This window comes from Butyricimonas faecihominis (assembly GCF_033096445.1).
Lineage (GTDB): Bacteria > Bacteroidota > Bacteroidia > Bacteroidales > Marinifilaceae > Butyricimonas > Butyricimonas faecihominis.
Window position 1 is genome coordinate 4,560,104 of sequence record NZ_AP028155.1, and the last position, 21,700, is coordinate 4,581,803.

Consider the following 21,700-nt stretch of genomic DNA (forward strand, 5'->3'; position numbering starts at 1 on the left):
AAAGATATTGTCACGTTGGCAAGAGTGCCACGAGAAGTGACGAAAGTTGGAAAAACAGTGAGGTAAGGAAATCATAATTTTCCATTCTCAATTTTCAATTTTCAATTGCATTAAAAGGTATCTATAGCGACGGTGATCCACCTCTTCCCATCCCGAACAGAGAAGTTAAGCCCGTTAGCGCCGATGGTACTGCCCTTGGGTGGGAGAGTAGGTCGATGCCGAATTTAGAAGAGAGAGCGAGTTCAAAAGACTCGCTCTTTTTGTATTTGGACGGTAATTTGTATTATTCATGACTATTTTCATTTAAGGATTTACGACTTCGGAGGGCAGTATGAAGAAGTTTGTGTAATTTTGTAGATAGAAAAGCGTAAAAATCAGAATAATATCCAAAATGCGCATTGCGTGTTTCTGATAACTTTGTTGTATTTATTGCGCATATTTAGGAGTTAGGTGCAATTTGCGGATTGCTCAACTTAATTTTGGAAATAACTCATTAATAAATTGATAATTAATAGAAAAATGAAAAAAGTTTTTGTGATTCTTTTGACTGTTTTTACGGTAACAAGTCTCTCGTTTGGACAAAATGCAAATAAAGTTTTAGAAGAAGGTAAACTTTTATATCGTTTAGAGAAAGCTTCTTGGTATGGAACGGACATATTCTTAGAGAAGTTTGCACATAAAAAAGATATTGCGGGTGGCTACCTATCCTACATGAATGAAAAAAATCAAATTGTCAATATCTTTTTTGAAAAAGGAAATCCGTCTCAGATTTTAGTTCGATTTGAGTTTGAAAGTATGCCTCAAACAAATCCAATAAAAATTGACACTATAAATCAAATTGCGACACAACAAGAAATGGATTTGATCGCAATTAGACAGGAAGCTGTTCAGCAAGTCTATGAAAACAAAGAGGGATTTTTCACCTTTTACGAAAACACGTCTCTAAATTTTATTCCATTGATTAGAAATGGTAAAAAACAAGTTTTTATTTTGACAGGCTCACAAGTTCCCAATGTAGTAAATATTGGGAATGATTACTTATTAATTTACAACAAAAAGCATAAGTTGACAAAAAAAGAAAAACTACACAATACACTTCTTCAGTTTAAAGGAAAATCTGATGACCCTGAAAATCCAATAACTTCAACACACCATTCTCACATTCTTTCGGATATAATTAACTCTACTGACATTTGTACGTTACTTTTATATAAGGATTTTGTAGAATGGAAACAACATTATGTAATTAGCAAAAAGTATGTGTCAATTTTTGACTTGGAAAAAGAGGATTTTGTTGTTTTAACAAGAAAAGCATGGGATAAGATAGCAAAATTTCAAGAAAAAAAACAATAAAAGCACCCAACAAGCGTAACCGTTTCGCAACCCTCAAAATCCTCTCAAAAAAACTGCCAACCTTGCCAAAACCGATTTCAAATAAACCGTTTTAAGCGAGGTTTGTTTTTCTCCCTGAAGCAAACCACAGCAGAATAACGCATAAAACGCCGAAATCGCCTGTTTTCAGCTATAATTCCTTTCTTTGTAATCGGAATTGATTTCAAAACATCAGTTAAGAACAGGTTCTTTACCGAAATCAAAATCGGTATAGGTACTTAATGCCGTTTTGAAACCCGACTAACTTCATTCACTCGACTAACAGTATTGAGTGAAGCTCGTTAATCGACCGCTATCTGTGTTCAACCGCTCGCTTTTCCATAGGCTTTTGAGAGAGAAGCCATGGCTTATTAGGGCATTTTCTTTACGCAATACTCCGTACGCTAAAAATACCCCAATAAGCCGAGAGACTTGGCCCCTCCGGACACCCTGTAATAAGCAAATTTTTAATCGACATTTTCCGGTAAAGTTAAATCGACAAAACGAAGTCGAGACAAAGGGTTAATGCTATTAATTATATTGTTGAATATAAATGATTTATATTTTTTTTTGCACTACTTATTTTTTATTGAAAATGGATTTTCTGTTTCTCATACTATAGCTTTGTCCAGAGAGTTTTATAACCTCGCAGCGATACAAAAGTCTGTTAAGGATTGCGGAGGCGAGCACTTCATCGTCCAGTGTTTTTGCCCACTCTGTCGGAGCCTTGTTCGTTGTGATTATCAATGAGGCATTCTCGTGGAGCGTGTTGATTAGGTTGAAGAACCACGCTAGCGAATCCTTTTTCACGAGCGATCTCGTTATAATATTGCATATTTTACTTTTTCACGTGGTCAAGGCGTTGTTAATTTCATTGCTTTTGGCGGTACATCCCTTGGCTTGTTGATTCTTTTGACCCCATGATTTTTCTTCGATTTTTAATTGCGTATTGAATTGTGTTCGATTCGAGGTTATTGAAATTTTCGTGAAGATTAACTTTTCGATTTCTTATAGGCAAATTCAAGGTTTATTTTTTCGTTTTATTAAAAAGAAAAAACCTTGCAAATCAATCGATTTACAAGGTTTTCATTTTCCCAGTGAACTCGGCGGGAGTCGAACCCACAACCTCTTGGGCCGTAACCAAGTGCTCTATCCATTAAGCTACGAGTCCTTCTTGATTTCCGTGGCAAAGATAGAGAATGTTCTTTTTTCCTGCAAGAGTTAACGGAATTTTTTCAAATACTTTTTTTATGTTTGAAAAATAACAAAGTGGAGTGCATATAGTTTTTATTACTACATTTGTGTTACTCTGTTCATGTACAAATGAATATGATAAAGTTAGGAGTAAGAGTCAGATAAATAGTTTTGTATGTTTAAATGTATTGCAGAAGGGTTTAAAAAGCGCCATTTGAAGAATATAGTGGTAAAAGATGAACGGGTATTGTCGTTTTATAATTTAGATACGGCCAAAAAATGTGTCGTGTTTTGGGTAGCTGGTGATGTCCCGGTGTCTTCTGTCAATAAGGTGCGGGAGGCTCTGGCTAAACATATGGACGTTTGTTTGCTTGCTTTTATCCGGCAGCCCAAGTTGAATACGGAGCAAATACAAGATGCTATTTATCTGGATAGTTCCGGTATTTCTTACCGGGGAGAATTTCGTGATCCACGGGTGCAGGAAGTCGTGAACAGGAAGGAGGGACTGTTGATTGATTTGTCGTTGAAACCGGATGTGTGGGGGGATTATATCGTGAAGTCGGCCAAGGCGTCTTGCAAGGTTGGTTACGGTACGGGACATGATATTGATTTTGACGGGGTGCGGGATATAGATGATTTTATGGAGCGATTGTTTAAATTATTAACTAAGATAAATACGTATTGAAATGAAAAAGTTTTCGGGAGTAGGGGTTGCTTTAGTGACTCCATTTGACGAAACGGGACGTGTGGATGAACATTCTCTGAGGAACCTGGTGAATTACGTGATTGATGGTGGGGTGGATTATCTGGTAGCTTTGGGAACGACGTCCGAGGCGGCAACGATGACAGCGGACGAAAGAGCTTTTGTCGTGCAAGTGATTGCCGAAGAGAATGCCGGACGTTTGCCGATTGTTTTGGGAATCGGGGGAAATAATACGAATCAAGTGATCCATGATCTTGCCACGCTGCCTTATCTGCGGTTGGGAGATGCCATTTTGAGTGTTACCCCGTATTATAATAAACCTTCTCAACAAGGGTTGTATAATCATTTTAAGGCGATAGCCGAGCATACACCTCTTCCCGTGATCTTGTATAATGTTCCGGGGCGTACGTCCGTGAATATGACTGCCGCAATAACCTTGAAGTTGGCTCGTGATTTTGAGAATATCATCGCCATTAAAGAGGCTTCCGGGAATTTTGAACAGGCTACGGCAATCATTTCCGGTATGCCGGAGAATTTTATCTTCCTGTCGGGAGATGATGGTGTTGCCTTACCGTTAGTATCTATAGGGGCCAGTGGCGTTATTTCCGTGATTGCAAACGTGATGCCGGGTGAATTCTCCACGATGCTACATTTGGCATTGGAGGGCGAGTACGGGGAGGCTCGGCAGATTCATTTGCAGTTGGGTGAGATGTTTAAAGCTCTCTTTGAAGAGGGAAATCCCGCGGGAATAAAAGCTGCGTTACATGCCAGAGGCGTGATTGCCTGCCAGAAGTTAAGATCTCCGTTATGCGAGGTGAGCGAGGCCTTGTATCAAAAAATAAAACGATTAGGTGAGTAATCACCTAATCGATACGACCCGGTTGAGAGCGTCTCAACCGTTTTCTTTTATATTCCCTGTATTGGTATAGTCCGATAAGTAATACCAGCACGATGGGCAGGAAAAAGTTGGTATATTTTAAGAATCTTCTATAAGAGTCGCTTACTACTTTTAGTGACTGATTCTCGATATATTTGTTTCTTAATTTAATTAGCCCGGAATCGTCAGCCAGCCATTCAATGGAGTTTACGGCAAAATTGATATTACTGATATAGAACGGGTCAAAGAATTTATCTTCCATGAAATCGGCATCCGTAATGACAACAATAGCACTGTTGTTATCTTCGTTGCTTAATAATGCGGCAACGGTATTGTTGGGTTGATTAAAGTCGTGTTTTCTTGTCCAAGTTTTATAAATGTCGAAGAATACCGGAACTTTTTGCACGCCTGAAATGGAAGATGATTTTGCCAACGGGGTGAACGTGTAAGCGGATGTCGTCTTTACATTCGTGATACTACTAGCAAATTGCAATAGCATGGCATTCAGTCCTTTTGTGATCACGTGAGAACTGAAGTTTTGGATGATAGGTATATACGGGAAATGGCGGTCGCTTTGGAGTTGTAGAAATCCTTGATCCTGAGTGACCAGTATGCGTCCGCAATAGTTATCCACGACGAAATCATAGTTGATTTTTAGCCCGAATTCTTCCAGCATATCTTCTATGCCGACCCGGTTGATGAAACCGTTATTCTGGCTGTAACTGATTTGTCCAACCGCATGATTCAAAGCAATATAGAGTCTTCCCCCTTGTTCCAAGTATTGCCCCAATCGAACGAGTTCTTCCTTGCTGAATGACTCTTTCGGTCCCACGATACAGATTACTTTGTAGTCATTCAAATCTGTAAACTGGTCTATGCGCATGGATTCAATCTTGGCACTATGGGATAGCTCATGCTCGATTAATTGAGTTTTTTGTCTCAACATTTCGTTATGGCCACGTAAGAAACCGATAGTCGGTTTCGTCGTGTCGCAAGCTTCTTTTAAACGGCGGGTAACCTCGTATTCTAGCGCCGTGGTCGGGAGAATGTTTATTGTCTCTTTTTTGTTGCCAATCTGGATGACGGCTCCAAAGTATACTTTTTGAATTTTCACCATGTCTCTCTCGGCGATTTCCTGGGCCATTGGTTCTATCCCTAGTTGTTCAGCCAGAGCTTCCTTGTCACTGTTGTTCGGTATGATCGTGTTTATGGTGAATGCTTTGTTACTGATTGTCTTGTACTCTTTCAGCAAGTGTCGGAATTCTCGTCCGAGTTTTATTTTGTCGGGCGTGAGACCTTCGGACATGAATAGGGTAACGGAAATATCCTTGTCGATTTTTTTGATCATCGTTTTGCTGACAGGGCTTAAAGAATATTTTTTGTTACTCGTGAGGTCGATCCTGATAAATAGGAAATAGGAAATAATATTTACCGCTATCAGTGATAAAATCAGGTAGGTCGGATTATATATCAATTTCTTTTTCATCACTTTCGTACTAAATATTAAAACCGATTTTTACAGATATAATGTCTTGCTAATGCTAAAAATATAATAATTAAGCTGATAAAGTATATCAAGTCTTTCGTGTCGATCACTCCGCGGGGGATGGCATCAAAATGTTCTCCAATGGAGAGGTACGTGAATAATGCTGCTATAAATCCGGCCCCCCAGAGTTCCGCAATGAATTCAAACAAAAGTACGAATCCGATCTCAATAGCAAACGTGATGAAGAAGGCCACGATCGTGTTCGGGGTGAGGGACGAGGCGAACATCCCGATACTGATGTAACATCCGCTGACCAGAATAAGCCCTAGGTAACCGCAAAAGCCAACGGCATGATCAACGTTACCCAGTGAGGCAATCGTGATATAGTAGGGAAGTGTCAATGCCAGACATATAACTACTTGTAATAGTATAGCAAAGAATTTCCCCATGATTAACTGCCATGTTTTAATCGGCTTTGAGAATAAGAGTTCGAAGGTTCCGTCTTTGCGTTCTTCTGAAATGCTTTTCATCGTGAGTGCCGGAATGAGGAAAAAGAGCGTCCAGTAAAACACATTGAACAGGTTGCTTAGAGAAGCTTGTCCGCTTGAAAAGATGTTTTTCCCGGAGAACCAGCAAGCGAATCCCGTTACACAAAGGAAGGCCGTGTATGCGATGTATATCAATAATGAATTGAATGCTACTTTTAATTCTTTGTTTATTATAACTTTAACTGCACCCATGAATTATTCATTTTGTGTAACTTTACGAAATATATCTTCCAATCTGGTTTGTACGGGAGTTAACTCGCTGATGTACCAGTTGTTTTTTTGACAAAGGTTAAAGATTGACTTTTCGATTTCTACATCGGGTTTACATTGGAGTTCGAAATTCTGTTTATGAATAATCTCGATATGGAGTACTCCCGGCAGATCGTTCAGTGCCTCGTGAATGTCGGTTGTTTCCCCACCCTTGATGCCTATTTTCAGGCAATATTCTGCATCCGATTTGCGACGAAGTTCGGATGTCGTGCCATTGGCCACGATTTTCCCGTTACTCATGATCATCACTTGATCGCAAGTTGTTTCGATTTCAGAAAGAATGTGGGAACTTAAAATAACTGTTTTTTCTTCCCCGATTTCTTTGATGATTTTACGGATTCCAAAAATCTGGTTGGGGTCAAGTCCTGTTGTCGGTTCATCGAGAATGACCACTTCCGGATCGTGAATTAATGCTTGGGCAATTCCTACCCGTTGGCGGAAGCCCTTGGATAATTCTCCGATCTGTTTGTGTTTATCGTTGTCTAACCCGCATAAACGAATCATATCTAAAACACGTGACGTGATTTTGTATTTAGGAATGTTGTGAAGTTTTGAAATAAAAAATAGGAAATCAATCACGTTCATTTCGTCATACAAAGGGTTACGTTCCGGGAGGTAACCGATGATGTTTTTTATTTTACCTGCTTGTTTCCAAATCGAATAGTCCCCGAATGTTATATTTCCGAAATCCGGTGTCAGTAGCCCTGCCATGATCTTCATAGTGGTTGTTTTACCCGCACCGTTAGGCCCTAGGAATCCAAGGATTTCACCTCTTTTTGCTTTAAAAGAAATTGAATCCACGGCTTTCTGATTTTCGAAAGATTTCGTCAGATTTTCCACAACTACGTCCATGGGCTGCTGTTATTAATTTCTACAAAAATAGTCATTCAAACCATTGATTTTTAGGTTTAATAATCTTTAACCGAGTAATTAACAAGGTTTTAATTTATATTGTTAAGATTTTAGCAATTATGTTAGCGTTTATCGTGTTTTACATAGTCTGTCCGAAGATTCTCTAACGATCAGTTCGCAGTTAATGATTTCTTTTTTAATCTGCGCATGCTTGCTGTTCAGAATCTGATCAAACAGAAGTTCGGCCGCAGCCCGTCCGATTTTTTCCGGGAACTGGTTGATGGAACTTACCGTCGGGTTCATGTAGCGTGAGCGTTTCGTGTTGGAGAAACCGACAACGGCAATGTCTTCCGGGATGTTAAGTCCTTTTTCCTTGATCGCCTCAATAGCCCCGATGGCCAAATCGTCTGTGATGCCGAATATGGCATCTGGTCTCTCTTTCCGGGAGAGTAACTGGCGTGTCGCTTCTTTTCCTGCCTCTACCGTGAAATCGGAACAGTGCCAGATTAGTTCTGTTTTAGCCGGAAGATGGTTGGCCTCCATGGCTTTTTCGTAGCCTTCCATGCGATTGCCTCCGATGGCAACGTTTTCGGGACCGCATAATAAAGCTATTTTTTTGCAACCTTCGGAAACGAGGTGTTGAACGGCTTGGAATGCAGCCGTGACACCGTCCGTCACGACCCGTGACACGTTGAGTTCATTCGTGGTACGGTCGAACAGCACGATAGGTGTTCCGGATTCCTGTATCATTTTAATGTGTTCATAGTCTTTCGTCTCGTGTGATAAGGCAAGGATAATTCCATCCGCCCGGTTGGCCATGAGTACTTCCACGCTTTTTTGTTCTTTTTGGAAACTTTCATTCGAGGATATGACTAAAACGTTGTAGCCGTGACCGTCTGCTACTTCCTCAATCGTTTTCACTACTGTGGCAAAAAAAGTACTAACGATCTGGGGAACAATAACTCCGATCGAATGACTTTTATGGGTTTTCAGGGCTACGGCGATGGGATTGGGTTTGTAACCGAGTTGTTTCGCCAGTTCCTGCACGGTTTTACGTGTTTGCGCGCTGATTTCGTGATTGTCTTTTAGCGCGCGGGAGACGGTAGACACGGATATATTTAATTTCTCTGCAATGTCTTTGATGGTTATTGGTTTTTGTGTCATATATTTTAGGTCTTGAGGGTTATGCTTTGGTTTGTAATTTCGGGTACGCTATACGGGCATGGTACACGTTTACAAGCATTTCTGTAAATACTCGTTTCACCGTGGAAATGTCTTTGAATGTCAAGTCTGCGTTAGAGAACCGTCCATCTTGAAGAAGGCCGTCAATCAAGTTATTCACCAGTTTGGTCAGGTTTTCTTCATCCTTTATTTCCAGAGCCCGGGAGGCTGCTTCCACTCCATCGGCCATCATGACTACGGCACACTCTTTTCTCACGGGGTCCGGACCGGGATAAGTGAACAGGGATTCATCTATTTCCTTGTCCGGGTATTTGTTTTTGAATGAGTAGTAGAAGTATTTTACTTTACTTTTACCGTGATGTGTGCGGATAAAGTCTTTGAGGACTTCCGGTAATTTGTATTTATTGGCAAGTTCCAAGCCTTGTGTCACGTGTTTGATAATGATCTGGGCGCTTTCGTCAAAATCCAGAGAATCGTGCGGGTTTAAGCCTCCTGTTTGATTCTCCACGAACATGATCGGGTTGTATGTTTTCCCGATGTCATGGTATAATGCCCCGGTACGGGCTAAAAGCGGGCTACCCCCGATGTGATAAATCGCTTCTTCTGCTAGGTTGGCAACCATTAGAGAGTGTTGGAATGTTCCCGGGGCCTTTTTCGTCAGGTTGCGTAAGGCCGGGTGATTCGGGTTAGAGTATTCCAGTAAACTGATTTCAGACGTGTACCCGAAGAGGCGTTCTACCAAGTAAAGGGCGGGATAAATTAAGCTTAACAAGCCGGTATTTATGATGAGGAACACGACAGCGAACAGATGTTTGGGTGCGAGGGTCCCCTCTTGTATGAGCGTGAAAGCCCCGTATACCAATATATAAGTTAAGAATATCAGACCTAGTGCAATAAATAGTTGAGAACGGCGTTGCAGGTGTGAGAGGCTGAACATGGCTACGATCCCGGCTGATATTTGCATGAAGAAGTACATATAATTGTTGGGAGCGTAGTAGGAAACCAGCAAGCTTGTACCGATCAATAGATAAAGAGCCGGTCTTGTCCCGAATAAAATGTTCACGATGATTGGGAAGAATAAAACGGGGATCGTGAGGATATTGATGTGTTGGAAGTAGCTGATACTTCCAAGGGCAATGGTTAGCAAAAACATACTATACAGGAAAAAGAAATCCCTGTTGTTGTAGAATAGCCGTTTCCGGGAGACATAGAGGAAGATGGAGAAACTCATGATGGCGATCAAGGTCAACACGGTTTGAGCTACCGAGATCCGGACTCGGTCAATGGTTGATCCCAAAGTTTGCTCGTGTTCTATCCGGAAAGATTCCAAAACTTTATATTTTTCGGGGGTTACTAGGTCGTTTTTGGATATGATAATATCTCCCCGATTGACCATTCCTTGGGTTGGTGTGATGCTTTTCACGCTGGTTTCAATGGCAAGGCCCGTTTTCCCGGCATCGTATTCGAGGTTCGGATTGATGTAATTGTTCAGGCCTAGACTGAGTATTCCTTCCTCTGTTGATTTAGAAAGGTGCAGGCTCTCGATGTATTTAACCAATGTTTCGTAGGCTTGCTTTAGCGTGTACACGTTGGAAAACTTTTCGTCGAAGGCAATGTTGTTCTTGACGATAAGAATATTTTTGATTTTAGCCGGATCCATTTTTTCCGGCATCAGTAGGATGCCTTTGGAATAAATTTCCCGTAGTTGTTGAATGATTTTATCCATATCTTTTCCGTTGTTCGCGGTTCGATATGTATTTATTTTTTCTGAAAGTTTGTTGATCTGGGCTTCAATATTTGTTTCTTTGAAGTTGAAAATGGGGGCTTGCTCTTCTTTGATTTTTTCAATGTCAGCGGCAAGTTCCTCGGCGCTTTTATGCAGCGGAAAATCTAAGGGTGCGATCAATGTCTCGTATTTCCAAGGCATTCCTTTTTGGTAAGAATATTTAAAGCCCTCTATTTTAGGAAGTAACAAGACAATGAGCCCACAAATAATGATGATCGTACTGATTTTAAACACGTATTGAATCGTACGGTGTTTTTTTGTTTTATTGTTTGGCATATCCCGGTTTTATCTTGAATTATCTTTGTTCAAAGATATAAATAAAATTTTAAAGCCTCCCATGGGAGGCTTTAAAATTGTTACAAGTTTCAGGTTGATCCTTCGGCTCTGCAGGTTACAAGTTTATGAGTTAGGCGGTTCTTGATATGTAAGATTCATGAACTTGTAACTTGCTAACCTGTAACTTGTAACCAGTAGATTTTGTTTTAAACAAAATCTACTGCATTCCTGCTGTTTCAACTTCAGTACTTACTTTTTTGATCAATCCTTGAAGTACGTTTCCGGGACCGATTTCTAAGAAAGATGATGCCCCGTCAGCCAGCATATTTTGTACGGTTTGAGTCCAACGTACAGATGCTGTTAACTGGGCAATCAAGTTCTTTTTGATCACCTCCGGATCAGACACCGGTTGTGCGTTCACGTTCTGGTAAACCGGGCATGAAGGTTGTGAGAAATGGGTGTTCATGATGGCATCGGCCAGTTCTTTCCGGGCAGGTTCCATCAGCGGAGAGTGGAAGGCACCCCCTACTTTTAACGGGAGAGCCCGTTTGGCCCCGGCTGCTTTTAATTTTTCGCAAGCGGTGGCAATTCCTTGTGTCGTTCCGGAAATAACGATTTGTCCCGGACAGTTGTAATTGGCAGGAACAACTACATCATCTATTTCAGCTAAAATGTTTTCGACAGTTTCATCCGGTAACCCGAGGATGGCGGCCATCGTGGATGGATTCGCCTCGCATGCTTTTTGCATGGCAAGCGCTCTGGCGTGAACAAGACGCAAGCCATCTTCGAAAGAAAGTGTCCCATTGGCGACAAGTGCGGAGAATTCTCCCAGCGAGTGACCCGCTACCATGTCCGGTTTCTCGTTTAACGATTTTGCAAGAATCACCGAGTGAAGGAATATCGCCGGTTGAGTTACTTTGGTCTGCTTTAAATCTTCGTCGGTTCCCTCGAACATCAGGTCCGTGATGCGGAATCCCAGAATTTCATTTGCCTTTTCAAATAACTCTTTTGCTTCGGGTGAGTTCTCGTACAAGTCCTTGCCCATACCTACGAATTGGGCTCCTTGGCCCGGGAAAACAAATGCTTTTTTCATACTCGTCATGTTTATTTCTTAATGAAATTTGTTACTAATTAATCGGATGAACTCTTCCCGTGTGGCGAGTTTTTCGAATGCCCCGCTGAAATCGGAAGTGGTCGTTACCGAATTTTGTTTTTGCACACCCCGCATCATCATGCACATGTGCTGGGCCTCAATGACCACGGCAACGCCGAGGGGATTGAGTGTATTCTGTATACAATTTTTTATGTCATTCGTCAGTCTTTCCTGCACTTGGAGCCTTCTGGAAAAGGCCTCAACTACCCGTGCGATTTTACTCAGCCCGGTGATGTATCCGTTCGGGATATAGGCCACGTGGGCGTGTCCGATGAACGGGAGCATGTGGTGTTCACATAGAGAATAAATTTCAATATCCTTGACGATCACCATCTGGCGATAATCTTCCTTGAACAGGGCGGAGCGAAGGATTTCTTCCGGGTTTTCCGTGTAGCCTCGTGTCATGAATTGCATGGCTTTTGCAACACGGTATGGGGTTTTCACTAATCCTTCTCTTTCGGGATCTTCTCCCAATAATTTTAGAATTTCTTTATAATGATAGCTTAATTTTTCAGTTCTTGCCTTGTTGTAATATTCTACTTTGCGGTAGAATTCTTCATTGTCATCCAATTCAGTGTATTTCATTCGTCCTCTCTTTTATGTACTTGACTCATTGCCTACATGGGTAATGAAAAATTGGCTACAAAGTAAAAGATAATAATTGAGAATTGAAAATCGTATGTTGAAAATGTGCGGGTTCAAACTCGCTAGCACTGCAACCCGTGCCAGAGGGCGGGGAAATAATTTCGGGGTAATTAAAATCTGATTTTTCTCTTGGGCTTTTGTTCGTGCTTTTGCACCATGTGATTTTCCGGTATTCCCGCCCTGAATGAACCGTTATAATACCCTGTTCATAGCTTACAGACGAGATAAAACCGAGACAAAGATGAGATAAAGACGAGTTGAATCATCTTTGTTCTTGTCGTACGTGGTCGGTTTGCCTCAGGTGAGTATTCTCCTGCTCTTTATATTGGTAGTTAAACAGGTATTTTAGGGTGTAGCCTTCCTTTGTCACGTTCGGGTGTCACGGTCTGATCGGTTGGGAAGGAGGGGGGGGTGTGGAAAATATTTCAGTACGATGATGCTATTATTAAATAAAAAAATGTATCTTTATCAAGCAAAAAATGTTGTATATGGAGTGGCTTGTTTTATTCATGCTGATCTTGATAGGTTTTGTCCTGTTAATACTTGAGTTTCTTGTTTTCCCGGGAGTGAACGTGGCGGGGATTTTAGGTTTTGCTTGCGTGGGAATCGCTATTTATATCGCTTATTCTACGATGGGAACGACGGTCGGGCATTTCACTTTGTTGGGGACGGCTCTTTGTGGTTTCGGAGTGACTTATTACGTCTTGCGATCGAAGACGTGGAAACGTATGCAGTTACACACGCAGATTGATAGCACGGTGGAAGGTGTGGATGAATCCATTCGGGAAGGAGATGTTGGGATGACGCAGGGACGCTTGGCGCCGATGGGAAAAGTACGGGTGGGGGACAGTGTGGTCGAGGCGGAATCCCGTTCCGGGTATATCGAAGAAAACCGGGAAGTCGTCGTGTTGAAAGTGTATAAAAATAAGATAGTAGTTAAATTAAAAACTGAATAGAAGATGGAGAGTAGTTTGTTTTTTCTGGTAGCGGTTATCGCCGGAGGTCTTTTTTTACTTTGGATGATCCTCTACTTTATTCCGATCGGCTTGTGGTTTCAAGCGTTAGTGTCTGATGTGAAAATATCTTTGTTGCAATTGGTTTTGATGCGTTGGCGGAAAGTGCCTCCCACGGTTATCGTTCGTGCCATGATCGAGGGGAAAAAGGCAGGCTTGGAGCTTTATCGTGACTTACTGGAGGCTCATTATCTGGCGGGGGGACACGTGGCTCAAGTGGTACATGCCTTGGTGTCCGCATCTAAAGCGAATATCGACTTGACGTTTCAAATTGCAACGGCCGTGGACTTGGCCGGTCGTGACGTGTTCGAGGCCGTACAGATGAGTGTCAACCCGAAAGTGATTAATACCCCGCCGGTGGCTGCCGTTGCTAAAGATGGTATTCAGTTGATAGCTAAAGCCCGGGTTACGGTGCGGGCTAATATCCGTCAGTTAGTCGGGGGCGCCGGGGAGGAAACTATTCTGGCTCGTGTCGGGGAAGGTATAGTGTCTTCAATCGGTTCTGCAGCCTCGCACAAGGAGGTTTTGGAGAATCCGGATTCTATTTCGAAGGTGGTGTTGAACAAGGGATTGGATTCCGGTACTGCTTTTGAAATTTTGTCTATTGATATTGCAGATATTGATATTGGTAAGAATATCGGGGCTGAATTACAGACCGATCAGGCTGAGGCTGATTTGAAAATCGCCCAAGCGAAAGCGGAGGAACGCCGTGCGATGGCTGTCGCTACCGAGCATGAAATGAAAGCGCTTGCACAGGAAATGCGGGCGAGAGTGATCGAGGCTGAGGCAGAAGTTCCTCGTGCCATGGCAGAGGCTTTCCGTAGCGGTAATTTGGGTATCATGGATTACTACAAAATGAAGAATATTGAGGCTGATACGCAAATGAGAGAATCCATTGCCAAGCCGAATGATAAGAAGAATAACCAAAAATAGTGAATGGACTTGAAAATGTGCAAGAGACTTAGAATTCAGCCCCATAAATGAAATTAAACGTAAGTAAGGATTTTTGCAGAAAGGATGGGATGGGTGTTATGTTGTATGATTTCAAAATCTGCTTGGTTATCTTTAAGAAATAGAGAGAGTTGTGAGATAGTTAGCATAAAAGTTGTTTTTATTGTGACAAGTAAAGGTAATAAATATCACTTGAATCCGTATCTTTGTAGGAAAGAAGGTAAAAATGGTATTGAAAAAACGGCGAGATCATATTTCAACAGACAGCCCTTCCCGGATGAAAGCTCCTAAATGGTGGCGAGTGGTGAGGCGTGTGTTCTTTTATGGTATTATTTTACCTGTATTCGTGTGTTGTTTGGGAATATTATTTTGTAATTATCGGATTTCCAAATACGGTGAAGGAAAAGTCTTTGGAGATACAGCATTCATTCCTTATAATAAAGTTGGTTTGTTATTGGGTACTTCTCCCCGGGTGAAAGGCGGGAAAACCAATCCTTATTTTAAGAATCGTATTGATGCGGCAGCGGAGTTGTTCGAGTCGGGTAAAATTAAATATATATTGATTAGTGGAGATAACCGCCGCCATAATTATAATGAACCTCAGGCCATGAAAGATTCTTTGGTGAATAGAGGCATCCCGAAAGAATCATTGGTGCTGGATTTTGCCGGATTGCGAACGCTTGATTCTATGGTACGTTCGAAAGAGGTTTTCGGACAGGATAGCGTGACGGTTATTTCTCAGCAATTTCACAATGAACGGGCGATCTATCTGGCTCGTCACTACGGGATACAATGCTATCGGGTATAATGCTAAAGACGTGAGCGCTTACGAGGGACTAAAGACACGAATGCGGGAATTGTTGGCCCGGGTAAAAGTATTTGTCGATTTTTTTATCAACAAACAACCTCGTCATTTAGGCGAGAAGATTGAAATTCCGGGATAGACTATTCCGTTTCTTGTTCGAATTTTTTAATCAAGGAGAATAAATCTTCCCGGTTTGAGGTCAATTTCCCGTGAATATCCACTCTTGGAATCTTGTCACTTTTAATTCCGATGATAAGATACTGTTCGTAGTAGGGGTGATTTTAAAAAGAAAATCACGATAGATTAGTATCGTGATTTTCCAAAGCTATTATAAAAGTAATTCAATTATGGATTTATTTTACCCATACATTCAAAATCTCTCCGATAAACATTTTGTGCATGGCTTTACCGGCCCATTGTTTTCTTAGTTCCGGGTCAGAAATACCGTCAATGTTGATGGTTTGAGAAACCATTTTGCGGCACTCGATAATCATCCAAGCTTCCGAGAATGCCTTGCTACCGGAAGGAGTGGTGATCGGGGTTAACCCAGCCTCTTTTACCTTATCCTTGTCTTTACCGGAATTATGCCCGCAATAATTCAGAGCTTCCCGGTAAGTTTCCGTGTAGAAAGTTAATGTATAGGTATCCCCTTTATCCATGATGTCATAAGTGTAGCGTGCGGGATTGATAAAACAGAATGTCACCGGTTTGTTGTACAGGTTTCCGAGACCTCCCCAGCTTGCCGTCATCGGGTTAAACTGCTGGTCGTTTCCAGCCGTGATTAACATCCAGTCCTCGGATAACATTTTAATAATATTTCCCGGAATCTTGTCGGGAGCGATACGCTTGTAGCCTTGTAAAGCATCTCCCGGGGCGGCAGATATGGTGGCAACGGTTTGTACGGGAGCAACTTGTTGGGTCGTTGTGGTTGTCGTTGTGGCTACGGGGGCATTTTGTGCGCCTAAACTTTTTTGCGCCCCTTCGTTCAAACTTTCAACCAGATCAATGGTTTTGATTCTGAATTTTGCAATCCGGTTGATCAGTTTGGTCTGATCTTTATTCATCGCCTGCTTGTCGGTGATCCATTCTTCGGCAGCTAGACGTTCCCTGCTATCTTCCGGGTAAAGGTAGGTGATATTGGTTACTTCCACGTTGCATTTACCGGGAGTGCAAACAAAATTCATCCGGTAGTTTATTTTTGCCCGGTCCAGAGAAAAAGTCTTATCAGCAAAAACAATGTATTCGTTTCCATAGCAAGCAATTTGTCCCTCTTCCTTGTTCGAATAGGCAACCATTCCCCAATTTCCTTTATCTGTTTTGAAACGGGTATTCGCCCATGCTAGGATGGCGTCAAAAATTTGATCTTTAGAAAGATTCGGAGCGTTAATTTCCTGTGAAAAAACAACTTTTCCGTTTACTTCCGGAACGGCTCCGACCATGTATTTGCTTTGATCTTCTTCCTGGGCTAATACCAGCATGGGAAAAAAGCAAAGAATGAGTAATAAATTCTTCATCATGATATTCAAATTAATGTGTGTTTAAAACTAAACTAATAAAAGATTGCACATCGGCTTTCTCGTGGAGAATTATGCCGCATTCAAAGTTACAGAAATATTTCATACGTTCTTCGGCTTTTAACGAGAATTTGCAAGTGTGGCATTTTTCCTCAACTTGGTGGGGAAATTCCTCATTTTTTACTATAATATTCGTTTTGTATGATTTTGAAAAACATGAGGTTAATACTTTTTATTTAATATGGTATAATCTTTGAGAAATATGTAAAATAGTGACTTGCAGTTTGAATGACTAAAAGATAAATATAAAATAATTGGTATGGAAAAAACAGGAAGTTTGCTTGTAAGTAAAATTTTATGTGTGTTTCTCTGCTTGACCTTTGTGTTTTCGGCCTATGCACAAGATAGTGCAACAAAGGAAAAAGAAGAGAAACGTGTCATAAAAGGACGGGTTCTAGATGAAAATCGGGAACCGATGATCGGGGTTCTGGTCTTGATAAAAGGTACGACTCATGGGGTTACCACGGGTGTTGACGGGGATTACGTGCTAGAGTTTACAGAAAAAGAACCCACTTTGGAATTCTCTTTTCTCGGGTACGAACCTCGGGATTTTAAACTAACTCCAGCCCAGAAGGTGTTGAATGTTAATATGAAACCTTCCCGAATTCGAGTGAAAGAAGTGGTCGTAGTTGGTTTTGGTACGCAGGCTAGGGAGAAAGTGACATCATCTATCACGAAACTGCCGGCCGAGGCCTTGAAAAATGTACCTTATGCTAATGTTGCTACTGCCCTGCAAGGAAATGTATCCGGGGTGCAGGTGCAAAGTACATCCGGTCAACCCGGTGCGGCTCCGCGAATCATTGTTCGAGGCGGAACCTCTATTAATAACATGAACGGGGCAGCCCCGATTTACATTGTAGACGGGATCATTCGTACCGATTTGGCAGATATTAATAGTAACGACATTGAATCCCTGCAAGTGCTAAAAGATGCCGCATCTACGGCAATTTATGGTGCAAGAGCTTCTAACGGAGTTGTCATCGTGACCACGAAAACCGGGAAGCCGGGGAAAGTGCAAGCTACTTATTCCTATGGACTGACTGTTTCCGAACCGGGAGCGAAATATGATTTGGCCAGTGGAAGGGAATATATCGAGTTGAATCGGAAAAGTATGGTTTATGCATCCCGGTATAATGCCAATGCAATGGATCGTTTAGGTTCGGCTCTTGGGTTTGGTACCGGTAACGATTTGACTAAAAATACCTCTTTCACCACTCAATATCTAACAGAAGAAAACAAACATAAGTTGAATGAAGGTTGGGAAAGTATGCCTGACCCGATAGATCCATCTAAGACTATTATTTTTAAGGATACGGATTTTCAAGATCTGATTTATCAAACGGCTTATTCTCATTCGCATAACTTGACGGTTTCCGGGGGAAATGAAAGATCTACTTTTTATGCGGGACTTGGGTATATGGATAGCGAAGGAACCGCGATTACCACCAAGTACAAGCGTTTGTCGTTCAGTTTGAACGGGAGTATAAAATTGCGGGATAACTTGAACGTGGTCGGACGAGTGATGTACACGACTTCTTCCAATAATGAAGTATTCGGCTTGGCAGATATTTTCTATCGGTCAGCCACAACACCCCCGACAGCCAAATATACATACGAGGACGGAACGTTGGCCCCGGGACAAAATCGGAGTATCGGGAATCCCGTGTATCACTTGAAAAATGACGTGCGGAAAAATAGTAAAGACAATCTGTCTCTTTCTATCGCTGCCGATTGGGAAATTTTGCCCGGATTTTCTTTCACTCCGCAATTATCTTTGTATAAATACACGTATGACGGTTACTCATTTATCCCGGCTTACTGGAACGGTTCCATGACTTACAACGATTCGCGAGAAGCCACGGGATCTTATAACAAAACGATGCAAGGACAGATGGATTTGGTTCTGGGGTATCAGAAATTATTTGCCGAGTCGCATAATCTGGATGTGAAAGCGGGATTTTCTTATTTCGGTAGAGAAAAATCAACTCTTGAGGCCAAAGGAAGTGGAGCTGCTACCGATTTGATCCCGACATTGAATGCTGCGGCTATTGCTAAAAGTGTAAAAGGTGATGAAAGTGATCAGGTTATTGCCGGATTCTTTGCTCGCGTAAATTACGATTATAAAGATCGTTACTTGGTTTCACTCAGCGCCCGTTATGATGGGGCATCTAATCTGGGTGATGATCACAAATGGGGATTCTTCCCCGGAATATCCGTTGGTTGGAATGTACATAACGAGAAATTTTGGACTCCTTTACAAAACATCGTGAGTTTGAAATTACGTGCTAGTTACGGTGTCACGGGAAATATCAGCGGTTTGTCCGATTTCCAAGCACGGGGTGAATATTCGGTAGGAAATGTATATGACGGCACTTCTGCCATTTTGAATTCGGTGATCCCGAACCCTGATCTGAAATGGGAACAATCTAAAACTTTTGACATCGGTGCTGATATTGGTTTACTCAACAATCGGATAGGTATTTTGTTTGATTACTATCGGCGAGTTACCGATAATTTGATCACTTCTCTTTCTTTACCTCCTTCAACCGGGTTTGCAAGTATTTATACGAATCTTGGGCGTTTGGAGAATAAAGGTATCGAATTAGAGGTGAATGCAGCGGTTCTTCCGGCATGGTCCGGTTTACAATGGAACGTGGCCATGACGGCAACGCACACCAAACATAAGATTTTACGTTTGCCGGAGAACGGAGCGGAGAATAACCGTATTGGTGGAGAATATGTGTGGGTTCCTTCCAAGAAAGACTATGCTTGGATGGGTGGCTTGCAAGAAGGAGGAAGAGTAGGTGACATCTATGGGCATGTGTTGGAAGGTGTTTATGCTACTGACGAAGAGGCCCAAAACGATCCGATCGTGAACACGTTAATTCCCGGAAACGACAAGACAAAATACGGTGGTTATGCCAAATTCCGGGATGTGGATGGAAATGGTCAGATTGATTCGAAAGATAAAGTGTATCTTGGTAATTTCTATCCGACATGGAATGGCGGGTTTACCAATTCATTCAGTTTTCGAGGATTAACTTTTTCTGTTCGTTTTGACTATACACTAGGACATAAGATTTATAATTATGCCACTCGTTTTATGGATAATAACTCGCAGGGAGATGGAAACTTGACGAAAAACATGGCCAAGAACTCTTGGAAGCAACAGGGTGATCAAGCATCTATGCCGTGTTACATCTGGAATCAAGCTTATAACCTTCCGGTAAATTGTAACATTTACGTGGAGAAAGGTGACTTCCTTTGCTTGCGGGAAATGACCTTGGCGTATGAATTACCAAGGCGTCTGTTACGTAAAATAGGTCTTGCCGGAGTCCGGGTTCACGTGACGGGAAATAATCTTCATTATTTCACCGACTTCAAAGGACTGAATCCCGAAGAAGGCGGGCAGGATAACGGACGTTACCCCATTCCCCGGAATATTATTACTGGAATATCTATAACACTTTAATCCATGAAAAACAGAAGTATTATGTGTAGATTAAGAACACGATTATATCATATAGCTCTTGGGGTGGGAATGTGTCTTTCCATCGGGGCATGCGACTTGTTGGAAGTCGATCCGACAAGTGTTATCACGAGTGACTCTTTTTGGCAAACCGAATCGGATGCACAGGGAGGATTAGCCGGTATGTACGTGAAATTAAGAACAGAATCCGTAGAGAACCTTTTCATTTGGGGCGAATTGCGAAGCGAGACGTTGGAATCCGAGGCGATTGTCGGGGATAATTATATGAAGTACCGGGAGAATGATTTGAGTGCCAGTTTCGGTCCAAGTTGGCAAGGACTTTATTCTGTGGTGAATGCTGCTAATCTGATTTTGACTAAAGTGCCGGAGATCACGTTTTCTAGCGAGGATACGCGAAAATTGTTATTGGCTCAAGCCCACGCGATGAGAGCTTACGTGTATTTCACGATGGCTAAAATATGGGGTGGTGTTCCGATACGTACCGAACCTATGGAAAAATATGATGCAGCCACTGTTCATAAAGCGAGAGCCACGTTGGAAGAAGTGTTTACGTTAATTAAAGACGATTTGAAGGATGCGCTTGAACTATTTCCTTCCGATGCATTCGAGACGGGGAGAAATCATTGGTCTAAAGCTTCCACGTTAGCATTGAAAGCAGATGTCTATTTGTGGACGGCCCGTCGGATGAATGGGGGTGAGGCTGATTTCCAAACAGCGCTAAAGGCTTGTGAAGATATACAACAGATAGGTGGTATTCGTTTATTGCCTGATTTTAAGGAGGTATTTACTTATGATAATAAAGGAAACGACGAAGTGTTGATGGCTATCAATTACAAAAAGGTAGAAGCAAGTAACAACTATTTTGATATGATGCATATTTCAGCTGCCACCTTGTCTCCGGATATAGAACCGGATATATTGGAGACGATAGGTGCCGGAGGAGGATTGATGGAACTTTCTCCTTCTAAACATCTACGCGCCCAGTATTCCGAAGAGGATAGTCGTCGGGATGTAACATTCCTAGAGATTTATAAAACGAAAGACGGCGGTCGCAGTTACTATGGAACGATGGCCATGAAATGTCGGGGTATCGTGGAATCTGGTGTGCGTTATTTTGTTGATGACATTATTTTGTATCGTTATGCTGATGTATTGCTAATGAAAGCGGAGGCAAAAAACGGTTTAAAGCAGGATCCTACTGCCGAAATGGAAGAGGTGCGTCAGCGGGCGTATGGGGAAAATTATGCTAATCATAAATTTGTGAACGGTACACCGGAAGAAAATGATGCCGCTATCTTGCAGGAACGTCTGTTGGAATTTGCCACGGAATGTAAGCGTTGGTGGGATCTGGTACGCTTTGACAAGGCTTTCGAGCTAGTGCCATCATTAGTCGGACGGGATAATCAGGAGTTATTATATTTTCCGATTCCGAATTCAGTGTTGAGCTTGGAACCTTTGGTTGAACCAAATTCTGCATGGCCGATGTAATGTTAATATTTTTTCTTAATTTAGCCGTCGAATACA

15 protein-coding genes, 1 tRNA gene, 1 rRNA gene and 2 pseudogenes are annotated in these 21,700 nt (G+C 41.9%); 9 read left to right on the plus strand and 10 right to left on the minus strand.

The window, feature by feature from the left end; genetic code table 11:
- Positions 1–113: 113 nt before the first annotated feature.
- Together rrf and R8806_RS18890 are read left to right on the plus strand one after the other, a co-directional pair.
- Positions 114–224 (plus strand): 5S ribosomal RNA (rrf, locus tag R8806_RS18885).
- A gap of 295 nt (positions 225–519) precedes the next feature.
- On the plus strand, positions 520–1,353 hold the full coding sequence (locus tag R8806_RS18890; protein ID WP_317715735.1) for a hypothetical protein: 834 nt from the start codon (positions 520–522) through the stop codon (positions 1,351–1,353).
- A 597-nt stretch (positions 1,354–1,950) separates the two neighbouring features.
- On the opposite strand, the pseudogene R8806_RS18895 reads toward R8806_RS18890, so the two are convergent.
- Both R8806_RS18895 and R8806_RS18900 read right to left on the minus strand, forming a co-directional pair.
- Positions 1,951–2,181 (minus strand): annotated as a pseudogene (locus R8806_RS18895) (ATP-binding protein); the annotation flags it as partial.
- 288 nt (positions 2,182–2,469) lie between these two features.
- Positions 2,470–2,542: transfer RNA gene (locus R8806_RS18900), tRNA-Arg, on the minus strand.
- Positions 2,543–2,740: 198 nt separating this feature from the next.
- On the opposite strand from R8806_RS18900, the gene R8806_RS18905 reads away from it, so the two are divergent.
- Complete coding sequence (locus tag R8806_RS18905) at positions 2,741–3,250, plus strand: DUF6913 domain-containing protein (RefSeq protein WP_124315971.1); 510 nt, start codon at positions 2,741–2,743, stop codon at positions 3,248–3,250.
- Between the two features lies 1 nt (position 3,251).
- The gene (dapA, locus tag R8806_RS18910) at positions 3,252–4,127 is read left to right on the plus strand and encodes a 4-hydroxy-tetrahydrodipicolinate synthase (RefSeq protein ID WP_124315970.1); all 876 of its coding nucleotides are present in this window, start codon (positions 3,252–3,254) and stop codon (positions 4,125–4,127) included.
- Between the two features lie 4 nt (positions 4,128–4,131).
- Here dapA and R8806_RS18915 read toward each other — a convergent pair whose 3' ends face one another.
- The 7 genes from R8806_RS18915 to folE form a co-directional block, all read right to left on the minus strand.
- On the minus strand, positions 4,132–5,631 hold the full coding sequence (locus R8806_RS18915) for a GldG family protein (RefSeq protein ID WP_124315969.1): 1,500 nt from the start codon (positions 5,629–5,631) through the stop codon (positions 4,132–4,134).
- Between the two features lie 17 nt (positions 5,632–5,648).
- Positions 5,649–6,371, minus strand: coding sequence for an ABC transporter permease (locus tag R8806_RS18920; protein WP_124315968.1), 723 nt, complete (start codon positions 6,369–6,371; stop codon positions 5,649–5,651).
- Positions 6,372–6,374: 3 nt separating this feature from the next.
- On the minus strand, positions 6,375–7,301 hold the full coding sequence (locus R8806_RS18925) for an ATP-binding cassette domain-containing protein (RefSeq protein ID WP_124315967.1): 927 nt from the start codon (positions 7,299–7,301) through the stop codon (positions 6,375–6,377).
- Positions 7,302–7,430: 129 nt separating this feature from the next.
- Positions 7,431–8,465 (minus strand): LacI family DNA-binding transcriptional regulator, encoded by a 1,035-nt coding sequence (locus R8806_RS18930; RefSeq protein ID WP_118305592.1) that lies wholly within the window; start codon positions 8,463–8,465, stop codon positions 7,431–7,433.
- Positions 8,466–8,484: 19 nt separating this feature from the next.
- On the minus strand, positions 8,485–10,545 hold the full coding sequence (locus R8806_RS18935; protein WP_124315966.1) for an HD family phosphohydrolase: 2,061 nt from the start codon (positions 10,543–10,545) through the stop codon (positions 8,485–8,487).
- Between the two features lie 217 nt (positions 10,546–10,762).
- Positions 10,763–11,638, minus strand: coding sequence for an ACP S-malonyltransferase (gene fabD, locus R8806_RS18940; RefSeq protein ID WP_087421885.1), 876 nt, complete (start codon positions 11,636–11,638; stop codon positions 10,763–10,765).
- An 18-nt stretch (positions 11,639–11,656) separates the two neighbouring features.
- Positions 11,657–12,283 carry a GTP cyclohydrolase I FolE gene (gene folE / locus R8806_RS18945; protein ID WP_087421569.1) on the minus strand — a complete coding sequence of 209 codons (627 nt, stop codon included), beginning with the start codon at positions 12,281–12,283 and terminating at the stop codon, positions 11,657–11,659.
- Positions 12,284–12,810: 527 nt separating this feature from the next.
- Here folE and R8806_RS18950 point away from each other — a divergent pair.
- The 3 genes and pseudogenes from R8806_RS18950 to R8806_RS18960 all read left to right on the plus strand — a co-directional run bounded on the left by R8806_RS18950 (position 12,811) and on the right by R8806_RS18960 (position 15,251).
- On the plus strand, positions 12,811–13,299 hold the full coding sequence (locus R8806_RS18950; protein WP_455786254.1) for a hypothetical protein: 489 nt from the start codon (positions 12,811–12,813) through the stop codon (positions 13,297–13,299).
- A 3-nt stretch (positions 13,300–13,302) separates the two neighbouring features.
- Positions 13,303–14,289, plus strand: a complete 987-nt coding sequence (floA, locus tag R8806_RS18955) for a flotillin-like protein FloA (RefSeq protein ID WP_027201591.1) — start codon at positions 13,303–13,305, stop codon at positions 14,287–14,289.
- A gap of 322 nt (positions 14,290–14,611) precedes the next feature.
- Positions 14,612–15,251 (plus strand): annotated as a pseudogene (locus R8806_RS18960) (SanA/YdcF family protein).
- 214 nt (positions 15,252–15,465) lie between these two features.
- Here R8806_RS18960 and R8806_RS18965 read toward each other — a convergent pair.
- Positions 15,466–16,629, minus strand: a complete 1,164-nt coding sequence (locus R8806_RS18965; RefSeq protein ID WP_124315965.1) for a DUF4468 domain-containing protein — start codon at positions 16,627–16,629, stop codon at positions 15,466–15,468.
- A gap of 316 nt (positions 16,630–16,945) precedes the next feature.
- On the opposite strand from R8806_RS18965, the gene R8806_RS18970 reads away from it, so the two are divergent.
- A complete protein-coding gene (locus R8806_RS18970) occupies positions 16,946–20,158 on the plus strand; it encodes a SusC/RagA family TonB-linked outer membrane protein (protein ID WP_124315964.1) in 3,213 nt (1,070 codons plus the stop codon).
- A gap of 21 nt (positions 20,159–20,179) precedes the next feature.
- Positions 20,180–21,664, plus strand: a complete 1,485-nt coding sequence (locus R8806_RS18975) for a RagB/SusD family nutrient uptake outer membrane protein (protein ID WP_229783046.1) — start codon at positions 20,180–20,182, stop codon at positions 21,662–21,664.
- The last annotated feature ends 36 nt before the right edge of the window (positions 21,665–21,700 follow it).